The sequence below is a fragment of the Oleiagrimonas citrea genome, from assembly GCF_012395255.1.
In the GTDB taxonomy this organism is placed as follows: domain Bacteria; phylum Pseudomonadota; class Gammaproteobacteria; order Xanthomonadales; family Rhodanobacteraceae; genus Oleiagrimonas; species Oleiagrimonas citrea.
Genome location: NZ_JAAZQD010000003.1, coordinates 255,030 through 268,108 on the forward strand (window position 1 = coordinate 255,030; position 13,079 = coordinate 268,108).

9 protein-coding genes and 9 tRNA genes are annotated in these 13,079 nt (G+C 63.1%); all 18 read left to right on the forward strand.

Features of this window, described 5'->3' with window-relative positions:
- The first annotated feature begins 92 nt into the window (after positions 1-92).
- Positions 93-1,139, forward strand: a complete 1,047-nt coding sequence (gene recA, locus HF690_RS08255) for a recombinase RecA (RefSeq protein WP_113064637.1) — start codon at positions 93-95, stop codon at positions 1,137-1,139.
- A gap of 100 nt (positions 1,140-1,239) precedes the next feature.
- The gene (locus HF690_RS08260; RefSeq protein ID WP_168609112.1) at positions 1,240-1,737 is read left to right on the forward strand and encodes a regulatory protein RecX; all 498 of its coding nucleotides are present in this window, start codon (positions 1,240-1,242) and stop codon (positions 1,735-1,737) included.
- A 63-nt stretch (positions 1,738-1,800) separates the two neighbouring features.
- Positions 1,801-4,437: an alanine--tRNA ligase gene (gene alaS / locus HF690_RS08265; RefSeq protein WP_168609113.1), complete on the forward strand. Its 2,637-nt coding sequence runs from the start codon at positions 1,801-1,803 to the stop codon at positions 4,435-4,437.
- A gap of 256 nt (positions 4,438-4,693) precedes the next feature.
- Entirely contained in the window at positions 4,694-4,906 is a 213-nt protein-coding gene (csrA, locus tag HF690_RS08270) for a carbon storage regulator CsrA (RefSeq protein WP_113064640.1), read from the forward strand.
- 66 nt (positions 4,907-4,972) lie between these two features.
- A tRNA-Ser gene (locus HF690_RS08275) sits at positions 4,973-5,065 on the forward strand.
- A 231-nt stretch (positions 5,066-5,296) separates the two neighbouring features.
- Positions 5,297-5,373, forward strand: a tRNA-Arg gene (locus HF690_RS08280).
- 186 nt (positions 5,374-5,559) lie between these two features.
- Positions 5,560-5,636: transfer RNA gene (locus HF690_RS08285), tRNA-Pro, on the forward strand.
- A 19-nt stretch (positions 5,637-5,655) separates the two neighbouring features.
- A tRNA-Arg gene (locus HF690_RS08290) sits at positions 5,656-5,732 on the forward strand.
- Between the two features lie 22 nt (positions 5,733-5,754).
- Positions 5,755-5,831, forward strand: a tRNA-His gene (locus tag HF690_RS08295).
- Between the two features lie 11 nt (positions 5,832-5,842).
- Positions 5,843-5,918: transfer RNA gene (locus HF690_RS08300), tRNA-Lys, on the forward strand.
- Between the two features lie 214 nt (positions 5,919-6,132).
- A tRNA-Leu gene (locus HF690_RS08305) sits at positions 6,133-6,217 on the forward strand.
- Between the two features lie 72 nt (positions 6,218-6,289).
- Positions 6,290-7,582 carry a trigger factor gene (tig, locus tag HF690_RS08310; protein ID WP_168609114.1) on the forward strand — a complete coding sequence of 431 codons (1,293 nt, stop codon included), beginning with the start codon at positions 6,290-6,292 and terminating at the stop codon, positions 7,580-7,582.
- A gap of 35 nt (positions 7,583-7,617) precedes the next feature.
- Complete coding sequence (gene clpP, locus HF690_RS08315) at positions 7,618-8,244, forward strand: ATP-dependent Clp endopeptidase proteolytic subunit ClpP (protein WP_113064642.1); 627 nt, start codon at positions 7,618-7,620, stop codon at positions 8,242-8,244.
- 96 nt (positions 8,245-8,340) lie between these two features.
- Complete coding sequence (clpX, locus tag HF690_RS08320) at positions 8,341-9,630, forward strand: ATP-dependent Clp protease ATP-binding subunit ClpX (protein ID WP_113064643.1); 1,290 nt, start codon at positions 8,341-8,343, stop codon at positions 9,628-9,630.
- A gap of 115 nt (positions 9,631-9,745) precedes the next feature.
- Positions 9,746-12,259, forward strand: a complete 2,514-nt coding sequence (gene lon / locus HF690_RS08325; protein ID WP_113064644.1) for an endopeptidase La — start codon at positions 9,746-9,748, stop codon at positions 12,257-12,259.
- A gap of 318 nt (positions 12,260-12,577) precedes the next feature.
- Positions 12,578-12,850: an HU family DNA-binding protein gene (locus HF690_RS08330; protein WP_113064645.1), complete on the forward strand. Its 273-nt coding sequence runs from the start codon at positions 12,578-12,580 to the stop codon at positions 12,848-12,850.
- Between the two features lie 10 nt (positions 12,851-12,860).
- Positions 12,861-12,935 (forward strand) — tRNA-Val (locus HF690_RS08335).
- Between the two features lie 54 nt (positions 12,936-12,989).
- Positions 12,990-13,066 (forward strand) — tRNA-Asp (locus tag HF690_RS08340).
- Positions 13,067-13,079: the final 13 nt, after the last annotated feature.

Genomic DNA, 13,079 nt, shown 5'->3' on the forward strand with positions numbered 1-13,079 from the left:
TACTGGACGAGTCGGCTGCGCTGCCTGTCGCAGCCACTGAGATACACGGCCGGCAAGCTGTCGGCAACCAACACCGTACCGAGGTACCGAAGATGGATGACAACAAGCGTCGCGCGCTTTCCTCCGCGCTGAGCCAGATCGAGAAGCAGTTCGGCAAGGGCGCGGTCATGCGCATGGGCGACCACACCCAGGTCGCCATCGAGACCGTGTCCACCGGTTCGCTGGGATTGGATATCGCGCTCGGCGTCGGCGGTCTGCCGCGTGGACGCGTGGTCGAGATCTACGGTCCGGAATCGTCGGGCAAGACCACGCTGACCCTGCAGGCCATCGCGCAGTGCCAGAAGGCCGGTGGCACCGCCGCCTTCGTCGATGCCGAGCATGCGCTCGATCCGAGCTATGCCGAGAAGCTGGGTGTCAACGTCGACGACCTGCTGGTGTCGCAGCCGGACACCGGCGAGCAGGCGCTGGAGATCGCCGACATGCTGGTGCGCTCGGGTGCCGTGGACATGGTGGTGGTCGATTCGGTCGCCGCGCTGACGCCGAAAGCCGAGATCGAGGGCGAGATGGGCGACTCCCACGTAGGCCTGCACGCACGTCTGATGAGCCAGGCGCTGCGCAAGCTCACCTCCAACATCAAGAAGACCAACTGTCTGGTCATCTTCATCAACCAGATCCGCATGAAGATCGGCGTGATGTTCGGCAGCCCCGAGACCACCACCGGCGGCAACGCGCTGAAGTTCTACGCCTCGGTGCGCCTGGACATCCGCCGCATCGGCGCAGTGAAGAAGGGCGACGAGGTGATCGGCTCGCAGACCCGCGTGAAGGTGGTCAAGAACAAGGTCGCGCCGCCGTTCCGCAAGACCGAGTTCGAGATTCTCTACGGCGAGGGCACTTCGCGCGAGGGCGAGATCATCGAGATGGGCGTGGAGCAGAACCTGATCGACAAGGCCGGTGCCTGGTACAGCTACAAGGGCGACCGCATCGGTCAGGGCAAGGAGAACGTGCGTCAGTACCTCAAGGATCATCCCGAGATGGCCAACGAGGTCGACGCCGAGCTGCGTGCCCGTCTGCTGGTTCCCGCAGGCGGCAAGCCCGCGGCGGATGATGCGAAGGAAGATTCGGTGGCCGAAGAGGCCTGAGCCGTCTCGGTTGCACCGTGCGGCCCGGACATGCCGGGCATGAGAACATCGAAGCCGCCGGCAATCCGTTTGCCGGCGGCTTCGATCATCTGGAGGGCGCATGCCGCTGGGGCGCAGGAAAAAAACCGACAAACCCAGACGCAGTGCTTACGACAAGGCGCTGGCGCTGCTGGCACGCCGCGAGCAGTCGCGCCATGAGCTGCAGGAACGTCTGCTGCGCGACGGTTATGCACGCGATGAGGCGCGAGAGGCGCTCGACCGCCTGGCCGAGGACGGCTACCAGGACGATGCGCGCTTTGCCGAGATGATGGTGCGCTCCCGCATTCTCAACGGCTACGGTCCGCGTCGCATTCGTGCGGAGCTTCGCACCCACCGGATCGGCGACGCACAGGTCGAGCGGCAACTGGCCGAGGCCGAGGTCGACTGGCTCGCCTCGGCGCGTACTCAGCTGCACCGCCGCTATGGCGAATCCCCGGTATCCGACTACGCCGAACGGGCCAAGCGCGCGCAGTTCCTCTTGCGTCGCGGCTTCGACGCCGCCACAGTAAACAGCGTTACCCGTGCCGATGTGGACGATGCTGTCGACAGCGAGGATTGATGCGATCCCCGCCGCAGGCGTCGCTTCGGCGTATACCCTTCATGAATTTCACACCGTAAGTGCATGAAAACAGCAGAGATACGCGCGCGATTCCTCGATTTCTTCCGTGACCGCGGCCACACCATCGTGCCGTCGGCCCCGCTGGTGCCGGGCAACGACCCGACCCTGATGTTCACCAATTCGGGGATGGTCCAGTTCAAGAACGTGTTCCTCGGCAGCGAGAAGCCGGGCTACGTGCGCGCTGCCGACGTGCAGCGCTGCCTGCGCGCGGGCGGGAAGCACAACGACCTGGATGCGGTCGGCTACACCGCGCGCCACCACACCTTCTTCGAGATGCTCGGCAACTGGTCGTTCGGTGATTATTTCAAGCGCGAGGCCATCGCCTGGTCATGGGAGCTGCTGACGCAGGTCTTCGGCCTGCCGGCGGACAAGCTGACGGTCACCGTCTACCAGACCGACGACGAGGCCTTCGACATCTGGAAGGACGAAATCGGCGTGCCGGCCGAGCGCATCATCCGCATCGGCGACAACAAGGGCGCGCCGTACGCCTCGGATAATTTCTGGCAGATGGCCGACACCGGCCCGTGCGGCCCGTCCAGCGAGATCTTCTACGACCACGGTCCGCATATTCCCGGCGGTCCGCCCGGTTCGCCGGACGAGGACGGCGACCGCTTCATCGAGATCTGGAATCTCGTGTTCATGCAGTTCGACCGTCAGCCGGACGGCTCCCTGCAGCCGCTGCCGGCACCGTGCGTGGACACCGGCATGGGGCTGGAGCGCCTGGCGGCGATTCTGCAGGGTGTGCACTCGAACTACGAGATCGACCTGTTTCAGCGCCTGATCGCGGCCGCCGCGAAGCTGACCGGCACTGAGGATCTGGAGAACAAGTCGCTGCGCGTGATCGCCGATCACATTCGCGCCTGTTCGTTCCTGATCGTCGATGGCGTTACGCCGTCCAACGAGGGGCGTGGCTATGTGCTGCGTCGGATCATCCGCCGCGCGCTGCGGCATGGCTGGATGCTGGGCGCCAAGGACGAGTTCTTCTGGAAGATGGTCGCGCCGCTGGTCGCCGAGATGGGCGAGCCGTATCCGGAGCTGGCCAAGGCGCAGGACGCGGTCGAGAAGACGCTGCGGCAGGAGGAACAGCGCTTTGGCGAGACGCTGGAGCAGGGCATGAAATTGTTCGAGGACGTAGTGGCGCTCGGCGGCGACAAAATCATCGCCGGCGAGGACGCCTTCCGCCTCTACGATACCTACGGTTTCCCGGTGGACCTCACGGCCGACATCGCTCGCGAGCGCGGCATGGAAGTGGACATGGCGGGCTTCGAGCGCGCGATGGAGGCACAGCGTGAGCGTGCGCGCGCCGCCAGCCGCTTCGAATCCAAGGCGCAACTGCCGGCCGAACTGGTCAGCCGGCTCGTCGCCACCGAGTTCCTGGGCTACGAGACCCTGACGGTAGCCGATGCCCGTGTCGTCGCCATCGTGCGCGACGGGCAGAGCATCGAGCAGCTGGCGGATGGCGAGGAGGGCACGATCCTTCTGGATCGCACGCCGTTCTACGCCGAGTCCGGTGGCCAGGTGGGTGATACCGGCGCGCTGCACGGCGCTGGCGGCGCATTCGACGTGCGCGACACGCAGAAGCTGGCTGGCGCCTATCACGGCCATGTGGGCCGCTGGAACGGCTCGCAGGCGCTCGCCGTCGGCGCGCAGTTGTACGGAGAAGTCGATGCCGCACGGCGTCAGGCCATCGTGCTCAATCACTCGGCGACGCATCTGCTGCACGCCGCGCTGCGCAAGGTGCTCGGCGAGCACGTCACACAGAAGGGGTCGTTGGTGGCGCCGGATCGCCTGCGCTTCGATTTCTCGCACGACCAGTCGGTCACGGCGGAGCAACTGCAGGAAATCGAGTCGCTGGTCAATGCCGAGATCCGCCGCAACGAAGCAGCCGATATCCGTCACATGGGCTACCAGGAATCCATTGACTTCGGTGCCATGGCGCTGTTCGGCGAGAAGTACGGCGACGAGGTCCGCGTACTGAAGATGGGCGACTTCTCGACCGAGCTGTGCGGCGGCACGCACGTATCGCGCACTGGCGACATCGGGTTGTTCAAGATCGTGTCCGAATCCGGCGTGGCGGCTGGCGTGCGGCGCATTGAAGCTCTAACTGGTGAAGGGGCCGAGGCGCATGTGCGCGAGCAAGAGGAGCGCCTCATCCGTCTGGCAGGGAAGTTGGGGGCCAGTGTTGGCGATGCCTACGAGATGTTGAGCAAAGTACTCGAGCACACGCGCAAGCTCGAACGCGAACTGGAGGCCGTCAAGGCACGCGCCGCTTCCGCGGCCTCCGCCGACCTGGCGTCCAGCGCGCACGACGTGAATGGCATCAAGCTGGTTGCAGCGCGTCTGCCCGGGCTGGACAGCAAAGCGTTGCGCGACGGCCTGGATCGTCTCAAGCAGCAGCTCGGCGATTGCGTCGTGCTGTTGGCGAGTGCGAAGGACGGCAAGGCGACCCTGGTCGGCGGCGTGCATGGCGCGGCGCTGGGGCGCGTCAAGGCGGGCGCGATGATTTCGCATGTCGCCGGACAGATCGACGGCAAGGGCGGCGGGCGTCCTGACATGGCGCAGGGCGGCGGGGTCGACTCGCCGGCGCTGGATGCCGCGCTGGAGGCTTTGCCGCAGTGGCTCGAGGCGCAACTCGGCTGAGAATGCGCGTGCCAGTCAAACATGCTGTCATAGCAGTAATTGCACGGAACTTGCGCGGCGGCTAGTATCGGTCGACCATCGGCCCCTGTTGAGGTCTGGTGGGAGCCGAAACGGTGGATTTCCGCCGTTCACGGAGCCGTATGTACAGGGGAGGGCCGTGACGATCGCGGATCGTCGCGATCGACCCGCGCAATCAGGGGTGAGGTGCGCGGTTCATGTTGGATCACGGCCCTTAAGGAGCCAGGAGTAACGAACTATGCTGATATTGACCCGACGAGTCGGGGAAACCTTGATGATCGGTGACGAGGTGACGGTTACCGTTCTCGGTGTGAAGGGAAACCAGGTGCGCATCGGTATCAATGCGCCCAAGCATGTTTCCGTGCATCGCGAGGAAATCTACCAGCGGATCCAGCGTGAGCAGGATCAGGCGGGTGCCCCCGGAGTCCCCCCGAGCGAGGAAAATGACTGACAAGGGTTTACGAAAGTATTCGCTTGCAGTTATCCTAGCCGGCTTCCGGTTGACGGAAATTTCAACGGAGAGATGCCCGAGTGGCTGAAGGGGCTCCCCTGCTAAGGGAGTAGAGGGTTAATCACCTTCTCGAGGGTTCGAATCCCTCTCTCTCCGCCAGTTTTGCCCAGGGTTCGCATGGCGAATCCTCCCGTTGCGATACGGGATTGCCTTGGTTGACTTGGCTGGATGGACATCCATCCGTCCAACGTTGTCGTCTCGCATCCGCGCGATTCGATAAATTTTCGACCAAAGTGAAATTAGCTGTTGACGAGCGGGGCCGGTTTGAGAATAATGCCGCGCTTCGCACAGACACCCGCAGCGCATCGCGGTTGTCGCAAAACTTGATAAGCGCCCGTAGCTCAGCTGGATAGAGTACCTGGCTACGAACCAGGCGGTCGGGAGTTCGAATCTCTCCGGGCGCGCCATTCAAGAAAGGGCAGTGTGTGACGCGGGTTGGTCTCGCGCTGTCCAGGACGGCAATTGGGTTTGCCGACCGACGGGACAAATCAGAACCGCAGAGATTCGCTCCGCGCTCTGGATCGGATTGACTGCACTTTGGTGCCCCCGTACCATGCCGAGGCTCCGCAAGCCGCAGGGCCTGGGACGGGATACGGGGTATAGCTCAGCCTGGTAGAGCGTTGCGTTTGGGACGCAAAAGTCGGGGGTTCGAATCCCTCTACCCCGACCAGAGTATCCGGACGCGTCAGGCGCCTGTAGCTCAACCGGATAGAGCATCGGCCTTCTAAGCCGACGGTTACAGGTTCGAGTCCTGTCGGGCGCGCCAAATTGTGGTCGTTCGAACTGTGGTGGGCGTAGCTCAGCTGGTTAGAGTCCCGGATTGTGATTCCGGATGTCGTGGGTTCGAGTCCCATCGTCCACCCCACTTTTTACAATGGGCCGTTAGCTCAATTGGTAGAGCAGTTGACTCTTAATCAATTGGTTGTAGGTTCGAGTCCTACACGGCCCACCATCTTCAAGCGGCTTGCAGCGATGCGAGCCGCTTTTTTTTGTACCGGGGGTTGGGTGTATGTGTGCCGCGTGCCAGTGCTGGCATGGTGTGCACGCGCTTTCTCTTGTGCGAAGGGTTCGCGACACCTTAAAATCTCCGTTTCGTGTACGGGAATCGTCGACTTGAGCTCGATGGCGGAACGAAAGCCGCAACGCGGCTCGGGCCGGTCGGCAGGGCGAAAGTGGCGGAATTGGTAGACGCACCAGATTTAGGTTCTGGCGGGGCAACCCTTGCGAGTTCGAGTCTCGCCTTTCGCACCATTCCCATTTCATTCCAACGGGTGGCACTGATGCCGCCAAGGCTTCCGTGTCAGGCGGGTTTCAGGAGAGGTCATGCAAGTTTCGGTTGAGAACGTCGGCAAGCTCGAGCGCAAGTTGACGGTGAAGATCCCGGCGGATCGACTGGAGAACAGGGTCAGCGAGCGGCTTGCCGAAATGGGGCGCACCGTGCGCCTGAAGGGCTTCCGTCCAGGCAAGGTGCCGAGCAACGTGATCAAGCAGCGTTTCGGCGCGCAGGTCCGCGGCGAAGTGCTGTCCGACTTGATCGGAAGCAGCCTCGGTGAAGCGTTCGAGCAGGAGAAGCTGCGCCCGGTCGCTCAGCCGTCGGTCGACACCACCGGCGAGGCCGAGGACGGACACATTTCGTACACAGCGACCTTCGAGATCATGCCCGAGCTGCCCGAAGTCGATGTGTCCAGCATCGAGTTGGAGAAGCCGACGGCGGAAGTGACCGACGCCGACGTGGATTCGATGATCGAGACGTTGCGTCTGCAGCGTCGCAGCTTTGATCCGGTCGAGCGTGCCTCCGAGGCCGGCGATTTCGTGATGTTCGACTACGACGCGCAGGCGGACGATTACCGCTTCCCCGAGGAAGGTCAGGAGCGCGCCGGCAGCGTGATCGGTGGCGGTACCCTATTCGAGGCCCTGGATGAGGCGCTGACTGGCCACAAGGCCGGCGAGAGCTTCACCAAGGACATCGCCTTCCCGGAAGATTTCGGCAATGCGCAGCTGGCCGGCAAGACCGCGACGGTCAATCTCAGCATCGCCAAGGTGCAGGCGCCGAACCTGCCCGAGATCGACGACGCCTTCGCCAAGGCCTTCGGCATTGCCGATGGCACCGTCGAGACCCTGCGCAAGGAAGTCCGCGCGAACCTCGATCGCGAGCTGAAGGCTGCGCTGGCCGGTCGCCTGAAGAACCAGGTCGCCGAGAAGCTCGCCGAGATGCACGACGACATCGACGTGCCCAAGGTGATGATCGATGGCGAGGCCAGCGGCATGGTGCGCAGCCAGCTGCCGGAAGGCCAGGAGCCGACTGCGGACATGCTCGCCGCCGCCGAGCCGATGGCGCGCAAGCGCGTGATCGCCGCGCTGCTGCTGGGCGAGATCGCCCGCCGCGAGGAGATCAAGGTCGACCACAAGCGCGTGGCCGAGACCCTGAGCGCGATCGCCTCGACTTACGAGGAGCCCGAGCGCGTGGTTGAACTCTACAGCGGTGACCCCCAGCTCATGCAGGGCCTGCACAACCGTGTCCTGGAAGACCAGGTGGCGGCGTGGGTGGCGGAGAACGCCAAGACCACCGAGAAGGAGCTTAGCTTCGACGAGGTGATGAAGCCGCAGCGCGGTTGATCGCAGACCGCGCCGTATCGACTGGGAGAACATCCGTGGACCCGATCCAGAATCTCAACCTCGTGCCGATGGTGGTCGAGCAGACCTCGCGCGGCGAGCGTTCGTACGACATCTACTCGCGCCTGCTGAAGGAGCGCGTGGTGTTCCTGGTCGGCCCGGTCGAGGACAACGTGGCCAACCTGATCGTGGCCCAGCTGCTGTTCCTGGAGTCGGAAAATCCGGACAAGGACATCAGCCTGTACATCAACAGCCCCGGCGGTTCGGTGACCGCCGGGCTGGCGATCTACGACACGATGCAGTTCATCAAGCCCAACGTCAGCACCATCTGCGTCGGTCAGGCGGCCAGCATGGGCGCGCTGCTGCTGACTGCCGGTGCGGCCGGCAAGCGATATTCGCTGCCGCATTCGCGCATCATGATCCATCAGCCCTGGGCCGGTGGCATTTCCGGTCAGGCCACGGACATCGAAATTCACGCCCGCGAAATCCTGACCATGCGCGAGCGTCTGAACGACATTCTTTCCAAGCATACCGGCAAGCCGGTGGACGACATCGCGCGCGATACCGAGCGCGACCGCTTCATGAGCAGCGCCGAGGCCAGCGAATACGGCCTGATCGACTCCGTGATCGATCAACGCGCGCTGGATGCGGCCAAGTCGTCCTGATGCAGCCTGCGATCAAGGCACGCGCGCCTGCGTTGCAGGGGCGCGGGGCTATGCTATTCTCGGCTCGCGGCCGGAAACATATCGGGAATCAAGAGCATGAGTGACGATCGGCAGGGCCGTTCCAGCGACAGTGGCAAGATCCTCTACTGTTCGTTCTGCGGCAAGAGCCAGCACGAAGTTCGCAAGCTGATCGCAGGACCGTCGGTGTACATCTGCGACGAGTGCGTGGAGCTGTGCAACGACATCATCCGCGAGGAGCTGGAAGAGAAGGCGTCCAGCGGGCGCACCCACCTGCCCAAACCCCGCGAGATCATGGAAACCCTCGATCAGTATGTGATCGGGCAGGACCGCGCCAAGCGCGCCCTGTCGGTGGCGGTGTACAACCACTACAAGCGCATGGAGTCGCGTCAGAAGGACGACGACGTCGAGCTGTCCAAGTCGAACATCCTCCTGATCGGTCCGACCGGCTCGGGCAAGACGCTGCTGGCCGAGACGCTGGCGCGTCTGCTCAACGTGCCGTTCACCATCGCCGACGCCACCACGCTGACCGAAGCCGGTTACGTGGGCGAGGATGTCGAGAACATCATCCAGAAGCTGCTGCAGAAGTGCGACTACGATGTCGACAAGGCGCAGTCGGGCATCGTCTACATCGACGAGATCGACAAGATCTCGCGCAAGAGCGACAACCCGTCCATCACCCGCGACGTGTCGGGCGAGGGCGTGCAGCAGGCGCTGCTGAAGCTGATCGAGGGCACGCTGGCCTCGGTGCCGCCGCAGGGCGGCCGCAAGCATCCGCAGCAGGAATTCCTGCAGGTCGACACCAAGAACATCCTGTTCATCTGCGGTGGCGCGTTCGCCGGACTGGAGAAGGTGATCCAGCAGCGCTCGGAGACCACCGGTATCGGCTTCTCCGCCGAGGTGCGCAGCAAGGAACGCAACGACAACATCGGCAAGGTGCTGTCCGGCGTCGAACCGGAAGACTTGGTGCGTTTCGGCCTGATTCCGGAATTCGTCGGACGTCTGCCGGTGATCGCCACGCTGGAAGAGCTGGACGAGGACGCCCTGGTGCAGATCCTGGTCGAGCCGAAGAACGCCGTCACCAAGCAGTTCCGCAAGCTGTTCGAGATGGAGGACGTCGAGCTGGAGTTCCGGCCCGAGGCGCTCAAGGCCATTGCCCGCAAGGCGCTCAAGCGCAAGACCGGCGCGCGCGGCCTGCGTACCATCATCGAGCAGGTGCTGCTGGACACGATGTTCGAGCTGCCGTCGCTGGAACACGTCAGCAAGGTGGTGGTCGACGATGCCGTCATCGAGGGGCAGGCCGAACCCTATCTGATCTACCGCGGCAATCTGCAGCAGTCCGCGGAAGGCACCAGCGGCGCGGCCTGACGCAGCGCATGATCCGCTCGCAGGCCTTGAGAAGAGGCGTGACGGACTCCACTTGACCCTTATGAGACCCGAGTTCAGGCTCGGGTCGTGCATATACGTGTCCAGGAAATCATTCATGACGCAAGTAGCCCAGTCCTCCACTGAACAGACGCTCGCATCCGTACCGGTTCTGCCGTTGCGCGACGTGGTGGTCTATCCGCACATGGTGATTCCGCTCTTCGTGGGGCGGGAGAAATCCATGCGCGCGCTGGAAGCGGCGATGGACGGCGAACGGCAGATCCTGCTGGTGGCGCAGACCGGCGCGGACATCGACGATCCGGTGCCCGGTGACCTGTACACCATCGGCACCGTGGCCAACGTCCTGCAGTTGTTGCGTCTGCCCGACGGCACCGTCAAGGTGCTGGTCGAAGGCCAGTCGCGCGTGGTCGTGGACGATTACCAGGATGCCGATGATCTGCTGCGTGCGAACGCGCATGTGATCGAGTCGATCTACGATCAAGGCGAGCGCGAACTCGAAGTGGTTTCGCGCACGCTGGTTTCGCTGTTCGAGCAGCTGGTCAAGCAGAGCCGCAAACTGCCGCCGGAGGTGCTGTCGACACTGTCGGGTATCGACGATCCGTCGCGTCTGGCCGATACCATCGCCGCGCACCTGTCCGTGCGCATTGCCGACAAGCAGAAAGTGCTCGAGACCATCGAGGTCGGCACGCGCCTGGAGCAGCTGGTCGGACTCGTCGATGGCGAGATGGATCTGCAGCAGGTCGAGAAGCGCATTCGCGGCCGCATCAAGTCGCAGATGGAGAAGAGCCAGCGCGAGTACTACCTCAACGAGCAGATGAAGGCCATCCAGAAGGAGCTTGGCGAGAGCGAGGACGGCACCAACGAAGTCGAGGCGCTGCAGAAGAAGATCGACGCCGCCGGCATGCCCAAGGAAGTGCTGGCCAAGGCCAAGCAGGAGCTGAACAAGCTCAAGCAGATGTCGCCGATGTCGGCCGAGGCCACGGTGGTGCGCAACTACCTCGATTGGCTGGTCGGTGTGCCCTGGAAAAAGCGTTCCAAGGTGCGCAAGGACCTGCAACTGGCCAAGGAAGTGCTCGACGCCGATCACTTCGGTCTCGAAGAGGTCAAGGAGCGCATCCTCGAATACCTGGCCGTACAGCAGCGCGTGAACAACATGAAGGGTCCGATCCTGTGCCTGGTCGGCCCGCCGGGTGTGGGCAAGACCTCGCTGGGCAAGTCCATCGCCAAGGCCACCAACCGCAAGTTCGTGCGCAACAGCCTGGGTGGCGTGCGCGACGAGGCCGAGATCCGCGGTCACCGCCGCACCTACATCGGCTCGATGCCGGGGCGCATCGTGCAGAACCTCAGCAAGATCGGCACGCGCAATCCGCTGTACGTGCTCGACGAGATCGACAAGATGTCGATGGACTTCCGCGGCGATCCGTCCTCGGCGTTGCTGGAAGTGCTCGATCCCGAGCAGAATAACGCTTTCAACGATCACTATCTCGAGGTCGACGTCGACCTGTCCGAGGTCATGTGGATCGCCACGGCCAACTCGCTGAACATCCCCGGTCCGCTGCTGGACCGCATGGAGGTCATCCGCATCCCCGGCTACACCGAGGACGAGAAGATCGCCATCGCACGGCGCTATCTGCTGCCCAAGCAGCTCAAGGCCAATGGTCTGAAGGACGACGAATTGAGCGTGTCCGACAACGCGCTGCGCGACATCGTGCGTTACTACACGCGCGAGTCGGGCGTGCGCAATCTCGAGCGCGAGATCTCGCGGATCTGCCGCAAGGTGGTGAAGACGCTCTCCCTCGAGGACGCGGCCAAGAAGGGCGGCAAGGACAACAAGAAGAAGGCCAAAGCCGCTTCGGATGCGGTATCCAAGGCCAAGCGCAAGGGCATCAAGATCGATTCGCGCAACCTGGACAAGTATCTCGGCGTGCGCCGCTTCGATTTCGGTCGCAAGGAACAGCAGAACGAAGTCGGCCTCGTGACCGGCCTGGCCTGGACCCAGGTTGGCGGCGATCTGCTGAGTATCGAGGCGTCGGTGGTGCCCGGCAAGGGCAAACTGGTGCATACCGGTCAGCTCGGCGACGTGATGAAGGAGTCGATCCAGGCGGCGTTGTCGGTGGTGCGCGCACGTTCCGAAGTGCTTGGCATCGATCCGGATTTCCACAGCCAGAACGACATCCACGTGCATGTGCCCGAAGGCGCGACCCCGAAGGACGGTCCCAGCGCAGGCATCGCCATGTGCACGGCGCTGGTGTCGGTGCTGACCAAGGTGCCGGTGCGCGCCGAGGTGGCCATGACCGGCGAGATCACGCTGCGCGGTCGCGTCCTGCCTATCGGCGGACTGAAGGAGAAGTTGCTGGCGGCGCATCGCGGCGGTATCACCACGGTCATCATTCCCGAGGAGAACCGCAAGGATCTGGCCGATATTCCGGACAACATCACCAGCTCGCTCGACATTCATCCGGTGCGCTGGATCGACGAAGTGCTCGATCTCGCCCTGGAACGGCCGCTCGGCCCGAAGGCCAAGTCCGGGTCCGGCAAGGAAAAAGAAGGCACGGCGGTGAAATCTTCGAAGAAGCCGTCGGGACGTTCCGCCCCTTCGCGCACGCATTGATTCATCGTTTTTGGACGAAGTCGATCTGCGGTCGAATGCATTCGCCCGGCGATACTTCGCCGGGCATTTTTCTCCCCTAGCTACAGCGGTTTGTCAAGAACACCAAGAATCGGCTGAAACCCTTGTCCCGACTTGTATTGCGGACCCTATGGGGCACTGGTATAAAGACCGTATCGCGGCGTTGTCGTTACCACGATCAGCGTTGCGTGTTCAGGGTCTGCAGGTTGGTATCGGGGGAGACCAGAACCCACTTTTCGTGTTGGCCGGCTGCTGCGTTGTTGGCAGGGCCTGTCAATAACTTGACCAAGGAGTAAATCAATGAATAAAGGCGACCTCATCAATTCTCTGGCCGAAGAAGCCGAGCTGAGCAAGGCCGACGCTACCCGTGCCGTTGACGCCTTCACCGAAGTCGTGAAGAAGGCCCTCAAGAAGGGTGACACGGTTTCTCTGGTCGGTTTCGGCACGTTCTCCGTGCGCAAGCGCGCCGCACGTACCGGTCGCAACCCGCGTACCAACGAAGTCATCAAGATCAAGGCTTCGAAGGTTCCGGGCTTCAAGGCTGGCAAGGGCCTCAAGGACGCTCTAAACTAAGACGTTTGTCGGGTGCTTAGCTCAGCGGTAGAGCGTCTCCTTTACACGGAGAGGGTCGGGGGTTCGATCCCCTCAGCACCCACCAGTGTTTCGCGAGATGACGACCTGCCTCGAGCGACACACTGACGTCCCGGTTCGCGGAGTGGTAGTTCAGTTGGTTAGAATGCTGGCCTGTCACGCCGGAGGTCGCGGGTTCGAGTCCCGTCCACTCCGCCACTTGTCGATCAAG